The organism is Streptomyces sp. V4I2 (assembly GCF_030817655.1).
GTDB lineage: Bacteria > Actinomycetota > Actinomycetes > Streptomycetales > Streptomycetaceae > Streptomyces > Streptomyces plumbiresistens.
This window is the reverse complement of the sequence record NZ_JAUSZM010000003.1, coordinates 6408122-6430700: the sequence shown is the minus strand read 5'-3', so window position 1 is coordinate 6430700 and position 22579 is coordinate 6408122. Positions and strand designations below refer to the sequence as shown.

19 protein-coding genes and 1 pseudogene are annotated in these 22579 nt (G+C 67.5%); 14 read left to right on the top strand and 6 right to left on the bottom strand.

Annotation, left to right across the window (positions count from 1 at the left end; translation table 11 throughout):
• Positions 1–6: 6 nt before the first annotated feature.
• Positions 7–207, top strand: coding sequence for a DUF397 domain-containing protein (locus tag QFZ76_RS30540; protein WP_307676714.1), 201 nt, complete (start codon positions 7–9; stop codon positions 205–207).
• A 293-nt stretch (positions 208–500) separates the two neighbouring features.
• Here QFZ76_RS30540 and QFZ76_RS30535 read toward each other — a convergent pair whose 3' ends face one another.
• The 3 genes from QFZ76_RS30535 to QFZ76_RS30525 all read right to left on the bottom strand — a co-directional run bounded on the left by QFZ76_RS30535 (position 501) and on the right by QFZ76_RS30525 (position 1952).
• Positions 501–758, bottom strand: a complete 258-nt coding sequence (locus QFZ76_RS30535) for a hypothetical protein (protein WP_307676713.1) — start codon at positions 756–758, stop codon at positions 501–503.
• A 308-nt stretch (positions 759–1066) separates the two neighbouring features.
• The gene (locus QFZ76_RS30530; RefSeq protein ID WP_307676712.1) at positions 1067–1489 is read right to left on the bottom strand and encodes a DUF3592 domain-containing protein; all 423 of its coding nucleotides are present in this window, start codon (positions 1487–1489) and stop codon (positions 1067–1069) included.
• Positions 1490–1520: 31 nt separating this feature from the next.
• Positions 1521–1952, bottom strand: a complete 432-nt coding sequence (locus QFZ76_RS30525) for a DUF3592 domain-containing protein (RefSeq protein ID WP_307676711.1) — start codon at positions 1950–1952, stop codon at positions 1521–1523.
• Between the two features lie 85 nt (positions 1953–2037).
• On the opposite strand from QFZ76_RS30525, the gene QFZ76_RS30520 reads away from it, so the two are divergent.
• The 13 genes from QFZ76_RS30520 (at position 2038) to QFZ76_RS30460 (ending at position 13912) form a co-directional block, all read left to right on the top strand.
• Positions 2038–2928 carry a hypothetical protein gene (locus tag QFZ76_RS30520; RefSeq protein WP_307676710.1) on the top strand — a complete coding sequence of 297 codons (891 nt, stop codon included), beginning with the start codon at positions 2038–2040 and terminating at the stop codon, positions 2926–2928.
• Positions 2929–2955: 27 nt separating this feature from the next.
• A complete protein-coding gene (locus tag QFZ76_RS30515) occupies positions 2956–4149 on the top strand; it encodes a phage tail protein (RefSeq protein WP_307676709.1) in 1194 nt (397 codons plus the stop codon).
• Positions 4146–5432 (top strand): tape-measure protein, encoded by a 1287-nt coding sequence (locus QFZ76_RS30510; protein ID WP_307676708.1) that lies wholly within the window; start codon positions 4146–4148, stop codon positions 5430–5432. Before QFZ76_RS30515 ends, QFZ76_RS30510 begins: the two co-directional genes overlap by 4 nt.
• A gap of 53 nt (positions 5433–5485) precedes the next feature.
• Positions 5486–6406 (top strand): phage tail domain-containing protein, encoded by a 921-nt coding sequence (locus tag QFZ76_RS30505; RefSeq protein WP_307676707.1) that lies wholly within the window; start codon positions 5486–5488, stop codon positions 6404–6406.
• A gap of 94 nt (positions 6407–6500) precedes the next feature.
• Complete coding sequence (locus tag QFZ76_RS30500; RefSeq protein WP_307676706.1) at positions 6501–7727, top strand: hypothetical protein; 1227 nt, start codon at positions 6501–6503, stop codon at positions 7725–7727.
• A gap of 40 nt (positions 7728–7767) precedes the next feature.
• Positions 7768–8964, top strand: a complete 1197-nt coding sequence (locus tag QFZ76_RS30495; protein WP_307676705.1) for a hypothetical protein — start codon at positions 7768–7770, stop codon at positions 8962–8964.
• A 65-nt stretch (positions 8965–9029) separates the two neighbouring features.
• Complete coding sequence (locus tag QFZ76_RS30490) at positions 9030–10133, top strand: hypothetical protein (protein ID WP_307676704.1); 1104 nt, start codon at positions 9030–9032, stop codon at positions 10131–10133.
• Positions 10130–11266, top strand: a complete 1137-nt coding sequence (locus QFZ76_RS30485; protein WP_307676703.1) for a hypothetical protein — start codon at positions 10130–10132, stop codon at positions 11264–11266. The genes QFZ76_RS30490 and QFZ76_RS30485 overlap by 4 nt, the downstream gene beginning before the upstream one ends.
• Positions 11266–11970, top strand: coding sequence for a hypothetical protein (locus QFZ76_RS30480; protein ID WP_307676702.1), 705 nt, complete (start codon positions 11266–11268; stop codon positions 11968–11970). Before QFZ76_RS30485 ends, QFZ76_RS30480 begins: the two co-directional genes overlap by 1 nt.
• A gap of 43 nt (positions 11971–12013) precedes the next feature.
• On the top strand, positions 12014–12442 hold the full coding sequence (locus tag QFZ76_RS30475) for an ATP-binding protein (protein WP_307676701.1): 429 nt from the start codon (positions 12014–12016) through the stop codon (positions 12440–12442).
• Between the two features lie 77 nt (positions 12443–12519).
• On the top strand, positions 12520–13389 hold the full coding sequence (locus QFZ76_RS30470) for a peptidoglycan-binding protein (RefSeq protein WP_307676700.1): 870 nt from the start codon (positions 12520–12522) through the stop codon (positions 13387–13389).
• Between the two features lie 32 nt (positions 13390–13421).
• Positions 13422–13655: a hypothetical protein gene (locus tag QFZ76_RS30465; RefSeq protein ID WP_307676699.1), complete on the top strand. Its 234-nt coding sequence runs from the start codon at positions 13422–13424 to the stop codon at positions 13653–13655.
• Positions 13652–13912: a hypothetical protein gene (locus QFZ76_RS30460; protein ID WP_266435116.1), complete on the top strand. Its 261-nt coding sequence runs from the start codon at positions 13652–13654 to the stop codon at positions 13910–13912. The genes QFZ76_RS30465 and QFZ76_RS30460 overlap by 4 nt, the downstream gene beginning before the upstream one ends.
• A gap of 98 nt (positions 13913–14010) precedes the next feature.
• On the opposite strand, the gene QFZ76_RS30455 is transcribed toward QFZ76_RS30460, so the two are convergent.
• The 3 genes and pseudogenes from QFZ76_RS30455 to rplL all read right to left on the bottom strand — a co-directional run bounded on the left by QFZ76_RS30455 (position 14011) and on the right by rplL (position 22487).
• A complete protein-coding gene (locus QFZ76_RS30455) occupies positions 14011–17910 on the bottom strand; it encodes a DNA-directed RNA polymerase subunit beta' (RefSeq protein WP_307676698.1) in 3900 nt (1299 codons plus the stop codon).
• Positions 17911–18004: 94 nt separating this feature from the next.
• Positions 18005–21490: a DNA-directed RNA polymerase subunit beta gene (rpoB, locus tag QFZ76_RS30450; RefSeq protein ID WP_307676697.1), complete on the bottom strand. Its 3486-nt coding sequence runs from the start codon at positions 21488–21490 to the stop codon at positions 18005–18007.
• 612 nt (positions 21491–22102) lie between these two features.
• Positions 22103–22487: pseudogene (gene rplL / locus QFZ76_RS30445) on the bottom strand (50S ribosomal protein L7/L12).
• Positions 22488–22579: the final 92 nt, after the last annotated feature.

Genomic DNA, 22579 nt, shown 5'->3' with positions numbered 1-22579 from the left:
CAGCCCTTGTCCCTCCAGCCCCAGTGGCGCAAGTCCTCGTACTCCGAGGACTCCGGCAATGCCTGCGTCGAGATAGCCGAGACCGGACACGTCATCGCCATACGCGACTCCAAGCACCCGGAACTGCCCTGCGCGTCGGTGGGACGAGATGCCTGGACGGAGTTCACAGGCGCCCTGGGGACAGGCCGGCTGCGAAGGAAACCGTAGGTTCAGGCGCGTCGGCACAGCGCTCCGCCACCACCGGACCCATCGTCACCGGACTCCGCGAGAGACCCTACGAGCCGTTCGACTACCCTCGGACTCCACTGACCAGGAAGCGATGGAGCACGGTTCCGCCCTTGGGCAACTGATAAGCGATCGCTGCGAGCTTCGGCTCTGCGGGTCGTAAATAACGTCGACCGGCGCCGCCACCTGAACGTCGGCCCAGGAACTGGTCGGCGTGGTGATCGTGGCCGTGTCACCGTCGTCAGGCTCGAGCCTCCTGGCACATCCTGCGTACTTCAGTAGAGGACGAGCGCAAGCACCGCACCCACGGCCATCAGCGCCAGCCCGGGCACCGAGAACAGCACGACGTAGAACCGCTCTTCGGATGAGTTGATGTCCGCGAGCGTGCCGGTCTTGGCTCGGCTGGGCTTCCTTCGGTCGTACACCACCGGAACGACGGTGCCCACCGGCCCTCGCGGATCAACCCCCACCTCCTCGAAAGACGGGGGGTAGTCCCGGGTCGAGCTGTCGGGAAGACGGATCTCGTAGAACACATGGGGCCCACTGCTGAGCATTCCTCACGCGTGGAGACCGCTTCACCCTCGACGCCGTGCCGTTCCAGATTCCGCAGTTTCAGGAACTTCTCAAGACCCCCGCAATTCGCGAAGCAGAGCAGCGCGCCGAATCCCATCAGGACAATTCCCACGGCCGCAATGCCACTCATCGCACCCCCACTTATGACAAATGCGCTTCGAAAACAGCTCGACTTCGGAAAGCTTTTGGAGACGCGTCGGGCAGCGTAGCGGCTGGGGCCAGCTCTCGCCATCAACCAGAGCGCGGGAAGTCGTGACCACCGCGACCCTCAGGACAGGACCAGCAGCACGACACCCATGAGATACGCCGCCACACCGCCGTACCCGAAGACGAAAACGGAGAGCTGATCGGGGCGGTAGTTGATGTCCTCCAGGAATCCTGTCTTCGCACGCTGCGGCTTCGTCCTGTCGTACACCACAGGGACCACAGTGCCGAGCTCCGCCATCACTCTTTGCAGGGCGTGGAACTCGGCCTTGGATTCACCGTCAGCCAGGCGGACCTCGTACTGCACCCGGTACTGCCCGGCGCCGGCGTAATCCTGCGCGGTCGAGACGGCCTCTCCCTCTACACCGTGCCGCGCCAGGTTCCGCAGCCGCCGATAATCCCGGAATATGCCGATATGGGAAATCATGGCAGCAAATCCCAGCACCTGAAGAATACAGGAGACAATAAAAGCAGCATCTGAATTCACGGCATCACAGCCCGTCGACCCGGTGACCGACTCACGTCACGGCACCGACGATACAGAGCAGCACCCCAACTGCGAGTAGCGCAAGGCCGGTGCCCCCAGCGAACAGCACGACAAGCCGCTCCGCGTCGAAGTTGAGATCCTTGCGGGTTCCCGTCTTCGCGCGCCGCGGCTTCCTTCTGTCATACACGACCGGCACGACCGTGCCCTCGGGGCCAGGCAGCCCCTGCATGTACTCGTGGAATTCAGCACGCGGCTCCCCCTCCGGCAGGCGGACGTCGAAATAGACCCGCTGCGATCGGGGATTCGCGTATTCATGGGATTTATAAACCGCCTGCCCATCGACACCATGGTGCTTCAAGTTCCGCATGAGGCGATATGTCACGAAATTACCGGACTGGGCCAATAGAGCAAAGACCCCGAACACTATGAGACCTATTCCCAGGATCACCGGGAAATCAAACATGCCCACCCCTACCACTCTCATTGAAGTCGGCGGATTTTAGCAGTCGACGGCAACTGGAAGCAACCCCCAGTATCGCGAGGTAAAAATGGCCAGCGGATCAGACTCCGAAACCCTTGAGAAAATCGCAGAACTCAAGGAGGAAATCAGCACGGTGAAAACCATGCTGAACTCACATGTCAAACCCGAGAACAATGTAACAAATTCGGAACTGACGACCGTCGAGAACAACCTCAAGAATAAAATCAAGGAGGGCAAGGACGAAACGAAGACATTCTGGCAAGCTCTAATGGAATCGGTTGGCCTCAAAGACTTCCTCGAGGCGTTCAAGCAGAAGGATTTCTGGGTTCAAGTCACTTTGATCATCGGCGCCCTCGGTGTGGTCATCATGGGAAAGCTGCTCGACCTCGGAAAAGTGTTCAACCTTGGCCTGCAGAAACTTTCGCAACTGTTCGCCCGCAGTATGTTGGGCCGCACAAACACTCAAGGTCGCGTTCTTGCCACGGGAGACAGTGGCCTGCCACAGTTCATGACCCGCCAGCAGGCAGATTCCCTCACAGCTGTCTCCATCAACCCGCACGGCCTCACCCAGGAAATCCTCAACGGTCTCAAAGACGCGCTCAAGGACCTCGTCCCGGAGATCCAGAACTTCAACAACGCAACCCGGAACATGTACTCCTCAGGGAAGATCAACAAGCTCGCCAAGGCGATCGCGAACCTTAAGGGCAAGCTGACCCCGAGCCCCAAGCAGACCATCCTCGACGTGGCCGGGGCCGTCGGTGAGCTCAACACGTCGATGACGAACTACAAGCCCGAAAAGCTCCCCAAGGCTCAGACGTTCCGGGAGATCGCCGCAGCAGCCCAGGACCTCAACCGGAACGCCGACACCCTGCGGCGAACGTTCGTGGACCTGGCCACCGCATCCAGCACCGCGGCCGGCGCCATCGGCGGCGGCGCCACCGCCCCCGCCGCCAGATGACCCCGTTCCGCCTGAAGGAGGTGTGCCATGAGTCTCGTTAGTTCACTGAAGCAGGCGTCCGGATCCCTGCAGGACTTCAAGTCGAAGGCGTCCGGCGCCGAGTCGGCGGCGAAAGGTGTCGGAAACGCCGGCAAGGCAGGGGCTACCCAGCTCAAGGCCCTCAAGACCGCCGCCCAAAGCTCCGAAAAGGAGCTCAAGGACCTCAAGAAGGCCTCCGACCAAGCCGAGAAGTCCATAGCCAAGGCCGGCAAAACCGGCTCCACCGCCGGAAAGAACCTCGGCAAGTACGAGTCGGGGGCGACCAAGGCGGCCAAGGGCCAGGACAAGATGAACAAGTCGATGAAGGGCAACTTCTTCGGCATGCTCATGGACCTGCTCATGCCGCTCATCGAGAAGGTCGTCGAGATGGCGACCAAGTCGAAGACCATGCAGAAGGTCCTCAAGGCGGCCTTCGGCGCCATCAAGGCCGTGATCAGCAGCGTCATGAAGGCCATCGGGCCGATCATGAAGAACGCCGCGAAACTGATCAAGTCGGTCTGGAGCGGGATCAAGAAGGCGATCTCGGCGGTCGTCAAGGCCGTCGCCACCGTCATCAAGACCTACGTCGGCATCTGGAAGAAGGTCATCAGCACCGCGTTGAAGGCGATCAAGACGGTCGTCTCCACCGTGTGGAAGGGCATCAAGGCCGTCATTTCACCGGTCGTGAACTGGATCAAGTCCGCGATCCCGAACGCCTTCCGCGCCGTCAAGGACAGGCTGTCCAGCGTCTGGGGCGGCCTCAAGGGCATCGCGGGCCGCGCCTTCGACGGCATCAAGAGCGCCGTCAAGGGCCCGATCAACGCCGTCATCGGCATCATCAACTCCGCGATCGGCGCCCTCAACGGCATCAAGGTGTCGATCCCGGGCTGGGTCCCGAAGGTCGGCGGCAAGACCTTCGGCGTCAGCCTGCCGAGGATCCCCGCCCTCGCGGCCGGCGGTGTCGTCATGCCTCGCTCCGGCGGTGTACCGGCGATCCTCGCCGAGGCCGGTGAGGCGGAAGCCGTACTGCCGCTCAGCAAGCTGGACCGACTGCTCAGGCGCGCCGCCGCACAGGGCCCGGCCTACGCCGGCGCGGCCGGAACACACGGCGCGCTGCACATCGAGCACTACTACGCGGCCGAGGCCGGCAGCCCCCAGCGCACCGCCGACGCCCTGATGTTCCTGGCGAAGGCCCGCGGATGAGTGCCGCCTCCATATCGGCGGGCGGCATACCGCTGCCGGTCAACCCGTTCGCCGGAGTCGCGCCGGTCCTCAGCTCCTTCCGTACGAAGGTGACGCAGACCCAGTCCACCCTCCGCAGCCTCACCGACCGGATCAAGGGCGCCGCCACCGCCGTAGACCGCATCCGTCCCGCCGCCGACCAGGGCGCCACCGCCCTGCGCCAGGTCAAGACGAACGCCGACGCCGCCGCCCGCTCCGTCACCAGGACCGGGCAGACCGCCACCACCGCCGCACCCGGCATCAAGGCGGCCGGCGGCGAAGCCAAACGCTCCACGAAGGCCCTCGGCAGGCTCACGTCCGCCGCCGGCGGCATCCTGGCCCTGGCCGCCGGTCTCATCGACGTCGCCGGAATCGTCGGCGACCTGATGGGCGCCTTCGGCACCGCCATGACCATCGGCTCCGGCGTCATGCTCGTCATCAACGCCCTCACCCGCGCCAACCCCATCGGTTTCGTCACGGGCCTGCTCCTCCCGGTCGCCGCCTGGCTGCTCGACCTCGCGATGAACTCCGAGACCGGTCAGCGGCTCATGAAGCAGCTCGCCACGCTCGTACTGAAGTACGTCGAGGGCTACCTGACCGTCATGACGCCGCTGCTCAAGGCGATCGCGAGCGCGGTGAACACGTACGCCACCGCCTACCTCACCCTCATCACCACCGCGATCTCCGTCATCAGCACGCTCCTCGGCACCGCCTTCGCCGCCGTCAGGGCCCTCACCACCGGCGACACCCGCACGCTCAGCGGCAGGGTGTCGTCGATCTGGCGGGGCTTCAAGAACGCGGTCAAGCCGGCGCTGACCTGGATCACCAAGGACATCCCCCGGATGTTCACCCGGATCAAGGAGGCGACCTCCAACACCCTGCGTGCGATGGGGCAGTTCGTCACGACCGGCGCCCAGACCTTCGCCGGTGTCATCAAGGGACCGGTCAACGGGCTGATCGCGTTCTGCAACTGGGTCATCGACGGGCTCAACTCACTGAGCTTCTCGCTCCTCGGCAAGAAGTTCGGCGTCGACCTGGACGAGATCCCGATGCTCGCGAAGGGCGGCGTCGCGGTCCCCGGCGCCTCCCGCCGGGCGGGCCGGGTGCTGCCGCTCACCCACCTGGAGCGGCAGCGGGCACTCGCCCGGCGAAACCGGTCCCGGTCCCAACTCCCGCATCACATCAAAGAGTTCCACGAGAGTGCGGGTACCGGCGCCCGGGGCACCGCCGAAGACCTTCTCTTCCTCGCGTCGGCACACGCGTGAACACACCCGAGGACCTGAACCCGAGAGCGACGAGAGTAGTGAGGTGACGCCCGATGGCCGACATATCCACAACCGCATACACCGACGATGTTCCCCCCGGCTCACTCATCACCCGCGACGGGCAGATGCAGTGGGCCGGACTGCTGCTCGGCCCCGGCACCCCGTACGAGATCGACCGCGGCGGCCTCAGCGGCTGGGAGGACCTGCCCGAGTACGACAGCTCCGACGCCGACCACCCCACCGCGCACGGCGCCTGGCCGGGCACCCGCTACGCCAAGCCCCGCAAGGTCGGCGGCACCCTGTGGACCGTACCGGCGGAGAGCGGCACCGAGTCCTCCCTCGCCGCGATGCGCGTCCTGCGCCAGGCCCTCCTCCTCGGCGACGCCGAGCGCTGGCTCGCCGTGCGGCTGCACGGCGAGACGCTGGCCGTGCGGGCCCGGGTCAGCCAGCGCGTGCTGGCGGCCGACCGGACGTACACCACCCAGGGCGTCTCGAAGGCGTCCGTGCAGTGGTACGCCACCGACCCGCGCCGCTACGCCGTCGACGAGCAGGCCGCCGTCACCGGCGCCCCGCAGCCGGAGAGCGGCCTCACCTGGCCGCTGACCTGGCCGCTGTACTGGGGCCAGACGGCCTCCACCGGAGACGTCAACGCCGACAACACCGGCTCGGCGCCCACGCACCCGGTGCTCACCTTCAACGGCCCGTGCGCCAACCCGACCGTCACCGACCGCACCTCCGCCCGCCGCCTGCGCTACGACATCACCCTCGCCGCCGGTGACGAGCTGGTCGTCGACACCGCGGCCGGCACGGTCACCCTCAACGGCACCGCCTCGCGCCGCCACACCGCGGCCGCCGACAGCAGTCCCGAGGAACTGTTCGCCTTCGAACCGGGCCGTGCCCAGCTGGCGTTCCGGCCGGACACGTACGACACCGGCGCCCGGATGACCGTCCGCTGGCGCGACGCCGAATGGTGACCCGGCCCGGGCCCGACTCCGTGCCCTACGCCGTGCCCTACTCCGTGCCGAACCCCGCGACCCGCCCCGTGCCCCACCCCAGAGGAGAACACTCGTGAACCTGCGCAGCTCATGGGTGGCCGAGACCGGCCAGACCCGCGAGGACACCCGCCTCACCCAGCTCGGCGCGACCACGCCGAGCAACCCCGTCGGGGTCCGCTCCGGCATCCTGCCCGGCTCCTACAGCGGCCAGCACCGAGTCTCCGGCTTCTGGATGGAGGGCGGCGCCGGCACCATGAAGGCGACCGTGTACGAGGGCCGGGCGGTCATCCAGGCCGAGAACAACCAGGGCGCCTACCCGGTCACGCTCCCCGAGTCGCTCCCCCTCACCTTCGCCGACGGCGATGCCTCCCACGCCCGGATCGACCTCGTCGTACTCCGTATCTACGACGACCTGTACGACGACTCCGGCTTCACGAAGGCCGCCGTCGAGATCATCAAGGGCACTCCGTCCGCCACCCCCGTCGACCCCCCGCTCCCGGACATCGCGCTGCCGGTCTACCGGGTCACCGTGCGGGCCGGCGTCAGCGCCGGTAACGGCGGCGTCAACTGGAACAACGACGCCGAGGACCTGCGGACGTCCGTCGTCGCGCTCGGCGGCATCCTCCCGGCGTACGGCGACACCGGCAACGGCGCATACCCCGGCCAGTACCGCGACTCCGGGGGCACGCTGCAGCGCTGGGACGGCTCGGCGTGGGTGTCGTACCCGAGCGCGCTGGGCGGGATCGCCCCGGCCGGTGCGGTCACCACGGCCAGCTACACCGGCCAGTACCGGGATTCGTCCTCCGGGCTGCTACAGCGCTGGAACGGCACGACATGGGTGTCGTACCAGCCGGTGCCGAGCTGGGTCGACTACACGCCGGTCTGGGGCGCCGAGAACGGCATCGCGCCCACGATCGGCAACGGGACACTCGCCGGGTCGTACATGAAGATCGGCACGGTCGTGCACGTCCGGATCTACCTGAAGATCGGTTCGACGACCAACCTGGACGCCCAGGACGCCAACGCCAACTGGACGTTCTCGCTGCCGGCCGCCCCGGTCGCCGCCCCCGCCTGGAAGCTCGACGGGCGGGTGCTGAACGCCGAGGCGTTCGACTCCTCGGCCTCTTTCTTCTACCAGGGCTCCGGCCTGCTGGCCACGACCAACGGCGGCATCGTCCGCTCGGTGCGCGACACCCTCGGCAGCAGCGCCGGCATCTGGGACAGGTCGCTGCCCTTCGCCTGGGCCTCCGGGGACGTCCTGTCCATCCACGGCACCTACGAAGCCGCGTCCCCCTCCTGAGCCGACACAGCCCGGAGACCAACCGAAGGACTCGCTGACCATGACGCTGCACTCCGGCTGGCTGTCCCCCACCGGCCAGACCCGCCAGGCCACCCGCCACAGCGCCCTCGGCGCCACCACCCCGGCCGGCCCCCTCCAGTCCCGCTCGGGCATCCTGCCTGGCACGTACGACGGCCAGTACCGGGTGGGCGGCCTGTGGATGGGCGGCAAGGTCGGCACGATGACCGCCGTCGTCTACCACGGCAGGGCCGTCATCCAAGGCACCACCACCCAGGGTGCCTACCCGGTCGCCCTCGACGAGGACGTCACGGTGACCTTCGCCGACGGCGACGCCCAGTACGGCCGCATCGACCTGCTCGTGCTGCGCGTATACGACGACGCCTACGACGGCTCCGGCCGCACCGAGGCGGTCGTCGAGATCGTCCAGGGCACCCCGGCCGCCGCCCCCGTCGCACCGACCACCCCGGACCTGGCGCTCCCGCTGTTCCGGGTCTCCGTCCCGGCCGGAACCAGCGCGGGCACCGGCGGCATCCCCTGGGCCACCTCCAACACCGACCTGCGCACCACGCTGGTCTCGGCCGGCGGCATCCTCCCGGTCTACAACAACGCGACAGCGGCCGGCAGTTACCCCGGCCAGTACCAGGACAACGACGAGTCCGGTTTCCTCACGCGGTGGAACGGCACCGCGTGGGTCAGGTACCCGAAGGCCCTCGGCGGCATCGCCCCCTCCGGCGCGGTCACCACAGGCAGTTACACCGGCCAGTACCGCGACTCCTCCCTCGGCGTCCTGCAACGCTGGAACGGCTCCGCATGGCAGTCGGCGATCACGCCGCCGCCGTTCGCGTCGTCCCTGGACTCCGGCTACACCACGTCGACGACCTACACGGCCGCGCTCACGGAATCCGCCGTCACCGCGCTCACCCTCGCCTTCATCGCCCCGACCACCGGCGCCGTACTCCTCCACTTCGGCGCGCGCATGCTGACGCAGAGCAGCACCACCGCCACGGCGTTCATGGCCCCGCAGGTCACCCAGGGCAGCACCGTCGTGCTGAGCGCGAACGACGAGAACTGCGCCTCCCACGGCGGCACCGTCTACTCGTCAGTCTCGACGGTGTGGCGGCTGGGCGGGCTCACCCCGGGCACGAGCTACACGGCGACCGCCATGCACCGTTCCAGCGACGCGGCCGTGACCTGCTGGTTCGACAACATCTTCATGCGCACCGAACCGGCCAACTGACCCGGCCGGCTGACCCCGGCCAACTGCCCCCGGCCAACTGACCTGCCCCAGAAAGGGAGTTCCCCATGCCCGTACGCTCCGGCTGGCTGTCTCCGGACGGCCAGTCCCGCGAGGACACCCGGCTCGTCTCGCTCGGCGCCCTCACTCCGACCTCGGCCGTCGCCACCCGCTCCGGCATCCTGCCGGGCTCCCCCGACGGCCAGTGGCGGATCTCCGGATTCACCCTGACCGGTACCCCGAACACCATGACCGTGAGCGTCAGCCCCGGCCGCGCGGTCCTCCAGGGCACCGACAGCCAGGGCGCCTACCCGGTCGCCCTGACCGGGTACCTGCCCCTGACCTTCGCCGACGGCGACGCCCTGTACGACCGGATCGACCTGGTCGTGCTGCGGGTGTACGACGACGCGTACGACGGCCTGGGCCGTACCGAGGCGGTCGTCGAGATCGTCCCGGGCACGCCGGCCGCCATCCCGGCCGTCAAGCCCGTACCCGCACTCGCGATCCCGCTGTACCAGGTCACCGTGGCCAAGGGCACGAGTGCGGGCGGCGGCGGTCTCGCCTGGTCCTCCGTCCTCGCCGACCGCCGTACCCCGACGGTCGCCGTCGGCGGCATCCTGTCGGTCACGTCCGACACCGCGATCGGCTCCTACCCCGGCCAGTACCGCGACATCAATGGCCAGTTGCAGCGCTGGACCGGCAGCGCCTGGGCCGACTACCCGGTCCTGCCGACCTGGCAGAGCTGGACGCCGGCCTGGACGACCGGCACCGGGAGCGCCCTGCCGTCGTACGGCAACGCCACCGTCAACTGCCGGTACCTCAAGTCCGGTACGACCGTGCACCTCAACTTCTCGATCCAGTTCGGCACCACCACCAACTTCGGCACCAGCCCCACCACCGCGGACAACTGGCGGTTCTCGCTGCCGGTGGCCGCGGCCACCGCCCAGCCCGTCATCGGTTTCGCCGAGCTGTCCGCCACCAACGCCGCCCGCCTGATGGGCCGGATCTACCTCGCCACGACCAGCACCTTCGAGTTGAACATCGGCACGGGCCGGGTCGACGCCGCCGCGATCGCCAGTGCCAGCCAGGGCACCGCGGACGCCCTGTCGCCCTGGACCTGGGCCGCCTCGCACGCCGTCCGGGGTACCGCCACCTACGAGGCCGCCTCATGAGCACGATCAACACGCCCTACCGGGCGATCTTCTGCGACCTGCTCACCGACCACACCATCGACATCCTGCCCCTACGAGACGTCACCGTCGACGACTACATCGGCAAGGCCGGTTCCCTCTTCGGCACCGTCCCCCTCCCCAACGCCGAGATGGCCGCCCGTGCCCGCCGCATCGAAGAGGGCCGCACCTCGGTGTATCTCCAGCGCGGCAACGACCTGTGGTGGGGCGGCATCATCTGGACGTCCACCCTGCAGAGCGACACCCGGGGCGTCCTCACCCTCGGCATCCAGGCGGCCACCTTCGAGTCGTACGCGGGCCGCCGCCGCATCCGCAAGGACCTCGCGTTCACCGACGAGGACCAGCTGGAGGTGGCCCGCAAGCTGTGGCGGCACCTCCAGACCGGGACCGTCGACGCCGAAGCCGAGCCCACCGAGGCCGGCGGCGACATCGCCGTCACGTCCGGCGACGAGACCTCCACGCAGACCCGCACCGTCTCCTACCGCGACGGCGACGAGACCGTCTACCTGGAGGCGCTCGACGCGCTCGCCGCCGTGGACAACGGCTTCGAGCACCACATCGCCGTCTACCGCGACCCGTCCACCGGCGAACGGACGCGCCGGCTGCGCCTGGGCAACCCGAAGATCCTGATCGGCACCACCGACCTGCTCCTGGACCGGCCGGGCACGATCCTGTCGTACTCCTTTCCGCGCGACGCCACCCGTGGCGGCACCACCGCGCGGACCCGCGGGGCCTCCGTCAACGACAACCAGGCCGCGGAGTCCCGCCCGCAGTGCTCCGACATCCAGGTCGCCGACGACCTGATCACCAAGGCGGGCTACCCGCGCATCGACCTGTCCTCCGACCACACCGAGATCACCAGCAAGGCCACCCTGAACTCGCTGGCCAAGGCCGAACTGGCATCGGCCACCGCGGCCGTGGTGATCCCGGAGATCAGCGTCCGCCTCGACGACCTGGTCCCGCCCGCCCTGCTCGGCCGGACCGTCCGTATCCGCATCACCGACGAATGGTGGGCCGAGGGCCTGGACGCCCGTTACCGGATCATCGGCGTCAAGGTGAGCCCGGCCCAGCGCGGCCGCCCCGACACCGCCGAGCTCTACCTGGAGGAGGTCTGATGCCCCAGCTCCCCGAAGACATCATCGACCGGCTCACCCAGATGGAACGCCGCATCCAGCAGCTGTCCACCGCCGTCAACGGCCTGCCCGCCCTCAACAAGGGCTCGGGCGCGGGCGGTTACATCTCCGTACGGACCCCGGACAACAGCTCCGAGGTGTTCCGGGTCGGCAAGTGGACGGGCGACGAGTTCGGCCTCGCGATCCGCCGCCAGACCGGCAAGCTGGCGCTGAGTGTGTACAACGGCGACGGCACCAGCACCTCCCAGCAGCCGCTGCGGGTCCACGACGTCAACGGCCGCGAGATCTTCTCCGACGACATCGACACCGGCGGCCTGGCCCGGCCCTGGCTCCCGATGGCGCTGCCGACCGACCTGGACAACGCCCGCTGGCCGCGCACCACTCTGACGGACTGGTCGACGGTCGCCCGGTCCTGGAACCCGCTGTGGCAGCCGCGGATGCGCATCTTCGTCGCGACGGCGGTCAGCTCCGGTGCCACGGGCGAGGTCCGGGTCCTGATCAACGACGCCGAGTGGTCCGGTGCGGTCACCGCGCCCACGTCCCTCGACCACACCGGCGCCGTCGCCGCCGACTTCAACACCTCGTTCGGTTCGCTGCTCAAGGTGGAGATCCAGGCCCGGGTCACCTCGACCTCCGGCACGGTCTACGCCCAGCCGCGGATGATGTTCGGCCTCCAGACCTCGTAAGCCCCTTCAGCCCTCAGGCTCTTCAGCCCTCACGGAGAAACCCATGGACATCGACACCAGCCAGCCCTGGGGCGTCGCGATCGACTACGCCGGCCGCGCCACGGTCGTCGAGGACGCTCACACGATCCACGTCAACGTCTCCGACGCCAGCCTCAGCAGCATCATCGCCCCCGACCCGCTCACCGGACGCCACGCGTCCGTGACCGTCACGGCCCAGTTCTCCGAGACCGACGGCAGCGGCGCCGTCCTGCGCGGCGGCGGCCGCGTCACGGTCCAGCCGACCGGCGCTGACCCCGTCGTACCGGACCAGACGGCCGTGCAACGGGCGGTCGCCGCCGCACTGGACGACTTCCGGGCGAACACGGAGAAGTACGCGGCCCTGTGCGCCACGTGGACGAGCCCGAGCACCCCGGATCCGGAGACGGACACGGACACGGACACAGAGACAGAGACAGAGACAGCAACCACCTGACCCACCCCGCGCCACATCCACCCCGAGCCACCCGGCCGGGGTTTTCTCATGCCCGCGTCACCCCTGAAAGGCAGCCCATGGCCACACCCCTCTCCGCCGACGCCCTCGTCTCCGCCCTGCGGGCCGAGGGCGTCACCGTCGTCGAACACCCCGGCTGGCGCACCAACAACCGCAACCACAAGGGAAGTTGGGGCCCCGTCAACGGCGTGATCATCCACCACACCGTCACCTCGGGTACCGCCGCCACCGTCAACCTCTGCTTCAACGGCCGCTCCGATCTCCCCGGCCCGCTCTGCCACGGCGTCATCGCCAAGGACGGCACGGTGCACCTGGTCGGCAACGGCCGCGCCAACCACGCCGGCAGCGGCGACGGCGACGTACTGAACGCCGTAGTCACCGAGCGCACCGCTCTCCCTTCCCCCAACGAGAACGACACCGACGGCAACGTCCGCTTCTACGGCTTCGAGTGCGTCAACCTCGGCGACGGCAAGGACCCCTGGCCCGAGGCCCAGCTGGACGCGACGGCCCGGGCGGCGGCCGCGCTGTGCCGGGCACACGGCTGGAGCGCCGGCTCCGTCATCGGGCACAAGGAGTGGACCAGCGCGAAGATCGACCCGCGCGGGTTCACGATGACCGACTTCCGGGCCAGGGTCGCCACCCGGCTCGGCAAGAAGCCGACCAGTGCGACGAGGCCCACGTACCAACCCTTCCCCGGCGCCGCCTGGTTCAAGAAGCACCCCCGGTCGCCGATCGTCACAGCGATGGGCAAGCGCCTGGTCGCCCTCGGCTGCTCCGCCTACACCGACGGCCCCGGCCCCCAGTGGACCGAGGCCGACCGCCGGTCGTACGCGAAGTGGCAGCGAAAGCTCCGCTACACCGGCGCGGCGGCCGACGGGTGGCCGGGCGCGAAGTCCTGGGCGGCACTGCAGGTCCCGTACAGCCCTTGAGATCCGTACAGCCCCTGAGAAAGGAGGCCCTCATGTCAGAGGCCGCCAAGCGGACCCTCCGCACCGTTGTCCAGACCGCTGCCGGCCTGTGCGTCCTGCTGCCGACGGTCGTCGACGCCGCCGGCATCTCCAGGACACTCCCCTGGGTGGCCGGCGCCCTCGCCGTCGCCGCGGGCGTGACCCGGGTCATGGCCGTACCCGGCGTCCAGACCCTGCTTCCCGCCTGGCTGCGCACAGACAGCCCGGACTCCGGGGGTGACGGATGACACCTCCGGAGCAGCAACAACACGACGTCGCCCTCGAACTGGAACGCCTGCGCGGCACCGTCGAGGCCGGTTTCGCCCGCGTCGACGGGTCCCTCGCCCTCCTCGTCCAGCGCAGCGACCAGACCGACAAGCAACTCGCCGATCACGAACAGCGGTTGGACGCCCTGGAGCACTCCCGCTGGCCGCTTGCCAGCATCGGCGCGCTGGCCGCCGTAGCCACCATGATCGTCATGGCCTGGGAACTGGCAGCACGCTGAACAGGCCGAAGGGCGGCCACCCCGTACGAAACGGGGTGACCGCCCTTCAGAACCTCAGGACCTCAGAACTCAGAACCTCAGGACCTCAGCACCAACTACTACTGGTTGTACGGACCGTAGTCGTAGTCCTCCAGCGGAACGGCCTGGCCGGAGCCCGTGCCGAACGGCGAGTAGTCGATGTCGTCGTAGCCGACGGCCGAGTACATCGCGGCCTTGGCCTCCTCGGTCGGCTCGACCCGGATGTTGCGGTAGCGGGACAGGCCCGTACCGGCCGGGATGAGCTTACCGATGATGACGTTCTCCTTGAGGCCGATCAGGGAGTCGGACTTGGCGTTGATCGCCGCGTCCGTCAGAACCCTGGTCGTCTCCTGGAAGGACGCCGCCGACAGCCACGACTCGGTCGCCAGCGAGGCCTTGGTGATACCCATCAGCTGCGGACGACCGGAGGCCGGGTGACCGCCCTCCTGGACCACACGACGGTTCTCGGTCTCGAACTTCGAACGCTCGACCAGCTCGCCGGGCAGCAGCTCCGCGTCGCCCGACTCGATGATCGTCACACGGCGCAGCATCTGCCGGATGATGATCTCGATGTGCTTGTCGTGGATCGACACACCCTGCGAGTTGTAGACCTTCTGGACCTCGCCGACCAGGTGGACCTGGACGGCACGCTGACCCAGGATGCGCAGCACGTCGTGCGGGTTGGTGGCACCCACGGTGAGCTTCTGGCCCACCTCGACGTGCTCGCCCTCGCTGACCAGGAGTCGGGCACGCTTCGAGATCGGGAACGCCGTCTCGTCGCTGCCGTCGTCCGGGGTGACGACGATCTTCTTGGTCTTCTCGGTCTCCTCGATCCGCACGCGGCCCTGGGCCTCGGAGATCGGGGCGACACCCTTCGGCGTACGAGCCTCGAAGAGCTCGACGACACGGGGCAGACCCTGGGTGATGTCGTCACCGGCCACACCACCGGTGTGGAAGGTACGCATCGTCAGCTGGGTACCGGGCTCACCGATGGACTGGGCGGCGATGATGCCGACCGCCTCACCGATGTCGACCAGCTTGCCGGTGGCCAGCGAGCGGCCGTAGCACATGGCGCAGGTGCCGACGTGCGACTCGCAGGTCAGGATCGAACGGGTCTTGACCTCCTCGACACCGTGGCGCACCAGCTGGTCGATGAGGACATCGCCGAGGTCGACGTTGGCCGGCGCGATCACCTTGCCGTCGATGACGACGTCCTCGGCGAGCATGCGGGCGTAGACGCTGGTCTCGACGTCGTCCGTCTTGCGCAGCACACCGTCGGCGTCGCGGTTGGCGATCCGCAGCTTCAGACCGCGCTCGGTGCCGCAGTCCTCCTCGCGGATGATGACGTCCTGCGAGACGTCCACCAGACGACGGGTCAGGTAACCCGAGTCGGCGGTACGCAGGGCGGTGTCCGCCAGACCCTTACGGGCACCGTGCGTGGAGATGAAGTACTCCAGCACGGACAGGCCCTCACGGAAGGACGCCTTGATCGGACGCGGGATGGTCTCGTTCTTCGCGTTCGACACCAGACCACGCATACCGGCGATCTGCCGCATCTGCATCATGTTTCCTCGGGCACCCGAGTCAACCATCATGAAGATGGGGTTCGTCTTGGGGAAGTTCGCGTTCATCGCCTCGGCGACCTCGTTGGTCGCCTTGGTCCAGATCGCGATGAGTTCCTGCGTGCGCTCTTCCTTGGTGATCAGACCGCGCTCGTACTGCTTCTGGACCTTCTCGTCCAGCGCCTCGTAGCCCTTGACGATCTCCTTCTTCGCCTCGGGAACGACGACGTCGGAGATGGCCACGGTGACACCGGAACGGGTCGCCCAGTAGAAGCCTGCCGCCTTCAGGTTGTCGAGCGTCGCCGCCACGATGACCTTGGGGTAGCGCTCGGCCAGGTCGTTGACGATCTCGGAGAGCTGCTTCTTGCCCACCGAGTAGTCGACGAACGGGTAGTCCTCGGGCAGCAGCTCGTTGAAGAGCGCGCGGCCCAGGGTGGTGCGCAGGCGGAACGTGTCCCCCTGCTGCCACTCGGGCTCGCCCTCCTCGCGCGCCGGCGGCGTCCAGCCGCGCGGCGGGATGGTGCCCACCGGGAAGCGGATGTCGATCGGCGACTGCAGCGCGAGCTCGCCGGCGTCGAACGCCATGATCGCCTCGGCCGTGGAGCCGAAGGACCGGCCCTCGCCCTTGGTGTCACGCAGTTCGCCGTCGGTGGTGAGGAAGAACAGACCGAGGACCATGTCCTGGGTCGGCATCGTCACCGGACGGCCGTCGGCGGGCTTGAGGATGTTGTTCGAGGACAGCATCAGGATGCGGGCCTCGGCCTGCGCCTCCGCGGACAGCGGAAGGTGCACGGCCATCTGGTCACCGTCGAAGTCCGCGTTGAACGCGGTGCAGACGAGCGGGTGGATCTGGATGGCCTTGCCCTCGACCAGCTGCGGCTCGAAGGCCTGGATGCCGAGGCGGTGCAGGGTGGGAGCACGGTTCAGCAGGACCGGGTGCTCGGCGATGACCTCTTCGAGGACGTCGTACACGACCGTGCGGCCGCGCTCGACCATCCGCTTGGCGCTCTTGATGTTCTGCGCGTGGTTCAGGTCGACCAGGCGCTTCATCACGAACGGCTTGAAGAGCTCCAGCGCCATGGCCTTGGGCAGACCACACTGGTGCAGCTTCAGCTGCGGACCGACGACGATCACGGAACGCGCGGAGTAGTCCACACGCTTGCCGAGCAGGTTCTGACGGAATCGACCCTGCTTGCCCTTGAGCATGTCGCTCAGGGACTTCAGCGGGCGGTTGCCGGGACCGGTGACCGGGCGACCACGACGACCGTTGTCGAAGAGGGCGTCCACGGCCTCCTGGAGCATGCGCTTCTCGTTGTTCACGATGATCTCGGGCGCGCCGAGGTCGAGAAGCCGCTTCAGGCGGTTGTTCCGGTTGATCACACGGCGGTACAGGTCGTTCAGGTCGGAGGTCGCGAAGCGGCCACCGTCCAGCTGCACCATCGGGCGAAGGTCCGGCGGGATGACCGGGACGCAGTCGAGGACCATGCCCTTGGGGCTGTTGGAGGTCTGCAGGAAGGCAGACACGACCTTCAGCCGCTTCAGCGCACGGGTCTTCTTCTGGCCCTTGCCGGTACGGATGATCTCGCGCAGCCGCTCGGCCTCTTCGTCGAGGTCGAAGGACTCCAGGCGCTTCTGCAGCGCCGCGGCTCCCATCGAACCGTCGAAGTACGTGCCGAAGCGGTCACGCAGCTCGCGGTAGAGCAGCTCGTCGCCCTCGAGGTCCTGGACCTTGAGGTTCTTGAACCGGGTCCACACCTCGTCGAGACGGTCGATCTCGCGCTGCGAACGGTCGCGCAGCTGCTTCATCTCCCGCTCGGCACCTTCGCGCACCTTGCGGCGCACGTCGGCCTTGGCGCCCTCGGCCTCCAGCTCGGCCAGGTCGGTCTCGAGCTTCTTGGCGCGGGCCTCCAGGTCGGAGTCCCGGCGGTTCTCGACCTGCTGCCGCTCGACGGAGACGTGCGCCTCCAGGGAGGGCAGGTCGCGGGTGCGGCGCTCCTCGTCGACGTACGTGATCATGTACGCCGCGAAGTAGATGACCTTCTCGAGGTCCTTCGGGGCGAGGTCGAGCAGGTAGCCCAGCCGCGACGGAACGCCCTTGAAGTACCAGATGTGCGTGACGGGCGCGGCGAGCTCGATGTGGCCCATCCGCTCACGGCGCACCTTGGCGCGAGTCACCTCGACGCCGCAGCGCTCACAGATGATGCCCTTGAAGCGGACGCGCTTGTACTTGCCGCAGTAGCACTCCCAGTCCCGGGTCGGACCGAAGATCTTCTCGCAGAAGAGTCCGTCCTTTTCGGGCTTGAGCGTGCGGTAGTTGATCGTCTCGGGCTTCTTGACCTCGCCGTGGCTCCACTGACGGATGTCGTCAGCGGTGGCCAGACCGATCCGGAGCTCGTCGAAGAAGTTGACGTCGAGCACTATGCGTCAATCCCTCTCAGGGTTGTAAGTCATGGGGTCTGATACGGGGGTCCTGGGGCCGGAGGCCTTCATGGTGAAGGCCTCCGAACTCCCGTCAGACCTCTTCGACGCTGCTCGGCTCACGCCGGGACAGGTCGATGCCAAGCTCCTCCGCAGCGCGGAAGACGTCCTCGTCGGTGTCGCGCATCTCGATGGACATGCCGTCCGAGGACAGCACCTCCACGTTGAGGCACAGGGACTGCATCTCCTTGATGAGCACCTTGAAGGACTCGGGGATGCCGGGCTCGGGAATGTTCTCGCCCTTGACGATGGCCTCGTAGACCTTCACGCGGCCGGTGACGTCGTCGGACTTGATGGTCAGCAGCTCCTGGAGGGCGTACGCGGCGCCATAAGCCTCCAGCGCCCACACCTCCATCTCACCGAAGCGCTGGCCACCGAACTGGGCCTTACCACCCAGCGGCTGCTGGGTGATCATCGAGTACGGACCGGTCGACCGGGCGTGCAGCTTGTCGTCGACCAGGTGGTGGAGCTTGAGGATGTACATGAAGCCGACCGAGATCGGCTCCGGGAACGGCTCGCCGGAACGGCCGTCGAACATCCTCGCCTTGCCGGACGGGAGGACCAGACGGTCCCCGTCGCGGTTCGGGATGGTGTGCTCCAGCAGACCGGTCAGCTCGTCCTCGCGGGCGCCGTCGAACACCGGGGTCGCCACGTTCGTGCCGGGGTCGACCTGGTCGGCGCCGATGACCTGGAGGCGCTGCGCCCAGTCCTCCGCGAGGCCGGAGACGTCCCAGCCGCGGCTGGCGAGCCAGCCGAGGTGGATCTCCAGGACCTGTCCCGGGTTCATTCGGGACGGCACACCCAGCGGGTTGAGGATGATGTCGACCGGGGTCCCGTCCTCGAGGAACGGCATGTCCTCGATGGGCAGGATCTTGGAGATGACACCCTTGTTGCCGTGACGGCCGGCCAGCTTGTCGCCGTCCGTGATCTTGCGCTTCTGCGCCACGTAGACACGAACCAGCTGGTTCACGCCCGGCGGCAGCTCGTCGCCCTCTTCACGGTCGAAGACGCGGACGCCGATGACCTTGCCGATCTCGCCGTGCGGCACCTTCAGCGAGGTGTCACGGACCTCACGGGCCTTCTCACCGAAGATCGCACGGAGCAGGCGCTCCTCCGGGGTCAGCTCGGTCTCACCCTTGGGCGTGACCTTGCCGACCAGGATGTCGCCGGCGACGACCTCGGCACCGATACGGATGATGCCGCGCTCGTCGAGGTCGGCGAGGACCTCCTCGGAGACGTTCGGGATGTCCCGGGTGATCTCCTCGGGGCCGAGCTTGGTGTCACGGGCGTCGACCTCGTGCTCCTCGATGTGGATCGAGGAGAGGACGTCGTCCTGCACGAGGCGCTGCGACAGGATGATCGCGTCCTCGTAGTTGTGACCCTCCCACGGCATGAACGCCACGAGCAGGTTCTTGCCCAGCGCCATCTCGCCGTTCTCGGTGGCCGGACCGTCGGCCAGGACCTGGCCGTCGATGATCCGGTCGCCCTCGTTGACGATGACCTTCTGGTTGACCGAGGTGCCCTGGTTGGAGCGGGCGAACTTGGCCAGGCGGTACGTGATGTACGTGCCGTCGTCGTTCGCGGTGGTGATGTAGTCCGCGGAGACCTCCTGGACCACACCCGCCTTCTCGGCCTTGACCACGTCGCCGGCGTCGACGGCGGAGCGGTACTCCATGCCGGTGCCGACGAGCGGGGACTCGCTCTTGATGAGCGGCACGGCCTGACGCATCATGTTCGCGCCCATCAGGGCACGGTTGGCGTCGTCGTGCTCGAGGAACGGGATCATGGCGGTCGCGACCGACACCATCTGGCGCGGCGAGACGTCCATGTAGTCCACGTCGTCACCGGGGACGTAGTCGACCTCGCCGCCACGGCGGCGGACCAGGACGCGGTTCTCGGTGAAACGCATGTCGTCATTGAGCTCGGCGTTCGCCTGCGCGATGACGAATCGGTCCTCTTCGTCGGCCGTCAGGTAGTCGACGTCGTCGGTGACGACACCGCCGGTGACCTTGCGGTACGGCGTCTCGACGAAACCGAACGCGTTGACGCGGCCGTAGGAGGCGAGCGAACCGATCAGACCGATGTTCGGGCCTTCAGGCGTCTCGATCGGGCACATACGTCCGTAGTGGGACGGGTGCACGTCACGGACCTCGAAGCCGGCCCGCTCACGGGAGAGACCACCCGGGCCAAGAGCCGACAGACGGCGCTTGTGGGTGAGACCCGACAGCGGGTTGTTCTGGTCCATGAACTGCGACAGCTGGCTGGTGCCGAAGAACTCCTTGATGGAGGCGACGACCGGCCGGATGTTGATCAGGGTCTGCGGCGTGATCGCCTCGACGTCCTGGGTCGTCATCCGCTCGCGGACGACTCGCTCCATACGCGCCAGACCCGTACGGACCTGGTTCTGGATGAGCTCGCCGACGCTGCGCAGACGACGGTTGCCGAAGTGGTCGATGTCGTCGGTCTCGACGACGATCGTCGTGCCGTTGTCAGCGGCCGTCTCGGTCTCGCCGGCGTGCAGCTTCACCAGGTACTTGATCGTCGAGATGACGTCCTCGACGGTCAGGACACCCGCATTCAGCGGAGCGTCCCCACCCAGCTTCTTGTTGACCTTGTAGCGGCCGACCTTGGCGAGGTCGTAGCGCTTGGGGTTGAAGTAGAGGTTCTCGAGCAGGGTCTGCGCGGCCTCACGCGTCGGGGGCTCGCCCGGACGCAGCTTGCGGTAGATGTCGAGCAGCGCGTCGTCCTGGCCCTGGGTGTGGTCCTTCTCCAGGGTGGCGCGCATGGACTCGTACTCGCCGAACTCCTCGAGGATCTGCTCGGTGGTCCAGCCGAGAGCCTTGAGCAGGACGGTGACGGACTGCTTGCGCTTGCGGTCGATGCGCACACCGACCATGTCGCGCTTGTCGATCTCCATCTCCAGCCAGGCACCCCGGGACGGGATGATCTTGGCGGAGAAGATGTCCTTGTCGGACGTCTTGTCGATGGAGGAGTCGAAGTAGACACCCGGCGAGCGGACCAGCTGCGACACCACGACACGTTCGGTGCCGTTGATGACGAAGGTGCCCTTGCCGGTCATGAGCGGGAAGTCGCCCATGAAGACGGTCTGGGACTTGATCTCGCCGGTCTCGTTGTTGGTGAACTCGGCGGTGACGAAGAGCGGGGCCGCGTACGTGAAGTCGCGGTCCTTGCACTCGTCGATGCTGTTCTTAGGCGGCTCGAAACGGTGGTCGCGGAACGTCAGCGACATCGACCCGGAGAAGTCCTCGATCGGAGAGATCTCCTCGAAGATCTCCTCCAGACCGGACTTGGTGGGGACGTCCTGACCGGACTCCAGAGCCGCCTCGACACGAGCCTTCCACGCGTCGTTGCCGAGCAGCCAGTCGAAGCTCTCGGTTTGCAGCGCAAGAAGGTTCGGAACCTCGAGGGGCTCCTTGATCTTTGCAAAGGAGATGCGCAGCGGGGCGGTGCTGGCGCCGTTGTTCGTATTCGCGGTCGAGGCAGTGCGCGAGGCGGCCAAGAGGGGGTCCTTCCGAGGGCTCGGACTCACTACGCGCGTACCGGTCCCTCTCCCGGGCACAGAGACAGACGGTTCCTTCTCCGGCTCAAAGGGCCAGGTCAGATACGGTCTGATCGTCGGTGCTCAAGTGAGGGTATGCCCCTGGTGACGGGCAGGAGGCAGCTAACAGGCAGCGCAAAGGGTCAGTGTAGCCATTTGGCACACTGATGTCCAGTCCGGGTTTTTCAAGACCCTCGTTGCTCTCAACACCTTCGGCAAGCCCACGTCCTCAACGCACGGTGATACTGCCCTCTTCGTCGCCGATCCATGCCTCGGATTCGGATCCTTGTGACGACGCGTCCTGAGAATTGCGCGCTGCGTGCGGTTCGTCAAGGCCCTCCTTGCCCGAACCGGGTGCTGCGCTCGTCACGTGCAGCCTGCACCGGGGGCGCCCGGAGACACGACGAAGATCACCATACTCCGCACGAACACCGGTGCAAGGCAGCCGCCGCCCGGCTCCCCGAACGCCGAAGAGCGACCACCCAGATGGATGATCGCTCTTCGGTGCGTCAGCGTTACAGCCCCTCTACGAGGGCCGGCAACACGCGTGAGTCCGTGCGGACCCGTGAGGTGTTACTTGACCTCGACGGAAGCGCCGGCGCCCTTGAGGGACTCGGCGGCCTTCTCCGCGGCCTCCTTGGCGACCTTCTCGAGAACGGGCTTCGGGGCGCCGTCCACGAGGTCCCTTGGCCTCCTTGAGGCCCAGGGAGGTCAGCTCACGCACGACCTTGATGACCTGGATCTTCTTCTCGCCGGCGCCGGTGAGGATGACGTCGAACTCGTCCTGCTCCTCGGCAGCCTCGGCCGGGGCGGCCGGACCGGCCGGGCCGGCAACGGCGACCGCGGCGGCGGCGGTGACGTCGAACTTCTCCTCGAACGCCTTCACGAACTCGGAGAGCTCGATGAGGGTCATCTCTTCGAACTGCGCGAGCAGGTCTTCCTGGCTGAGCTTCGCCATGATGGGCGATCCTTCCACTTTTTCGGCTGGTGCCGGTATGTACATGTCTGGCGGGCGTACGTTCGGCCCGCGACGACCGTCACCTCAGGCGG

Excerpts from the sequence above, each read along its gene's own strand:
- QFZ76_RS30495 (WP_307676705.1), top strand. The coding sequence starts at position 7,768 with ATGACGCTGCACTCCGGCTGGCTGTCCCCCACCGGCCAGACCCGCCAG.
- QFZ76_RS30490 (WP_307676704.1), top strand. The coding sequence starts at position 9,030 with ATGCCCGTACGCTCCGGCTGGCTGTCTCCGGACGGCCAGTCCCGCGAG.
- QFZ76_RS30515 (WP_307676709.1), top strand. The coding sequence starts at position 2,956 with ATGAGTCTCGTTAGTTCACTGAAGCAGGCGTCCGGATCCCTGCAGGAC.
- QFZ76_RS30475 (WP_307676701.1), top strand. The coding sequence starts at position 12,014 with ATGGACATCGACACCAGCCAGCCCTGGGGCGTCGCGATCGACTACGCC.
- QFZ76_RS30485 (WP_307676703.1), top strand. The coding sequence starts at position 10,130 with ATGAGCACGATCAACACGCCCTACCGGGCGATCTTCTGCGACCTGCTC.
- QFZ76_RS30465 (WP_307676699.1), top strand. The coding sequence starts at position 13,422 with ATGTCAGAGGCCGCCAAGCGGACCCTCCGCACCGTTGTCCAGACCGCT.
- QFZ76_RS30505 (WP_307676707.1), top strand. The coding sequence starts at position 5,486 with ATGGCCGACATATCCACAACCGCATACACCGACGATGTTCCCCCCGGC.
- QFZ76_RS30525 (WP_307676711.1), bottom strand. The coding sequence starts at position 1,952 with ATGTTTGATTTCCCGGTGATCCTGGGAATAGGTCTCATAGTGTTCGGG.
- QFZ76_RS30510 (WP_307676708.1), top strand. The coding sequence starts at position 4,146 with ATGAGTGCCGCCTCCATATCGGCGGGCGGCATACCGCTGCCGGTCAAC.
- QFZ76_RS30460 (WP_266435116.1), top strand. The coding sequence starts at position 13,652 with ATGACACCTCCGGAGCAGCAACAACACGACGTCGCCCTCGAACTGGAA.
- QFZ76_RS30520 (WP_307676710.1), top strand. The coding sequence starts at position 2,038 with ATGGCCAGCGGATCAGACTCCGAAACCCTTGAGAAAATCGCAGAACTC.
- QFZ76_RS30470 (WP_307676700.1), top strand. The coding sequence starts at position 12,520 with ATGGCCACACCCCTCTCCGCCGACGCCCTCGTCTCCGCCCTGCGGGCC.
- QFZ76_RS30480 (WP_307676702.1), top strand. The coding sequence starts at position 11,266 with ATGCCCCAGCTCCCCGAAGACATCATCGACCGGCTCACCCAGATGGAA.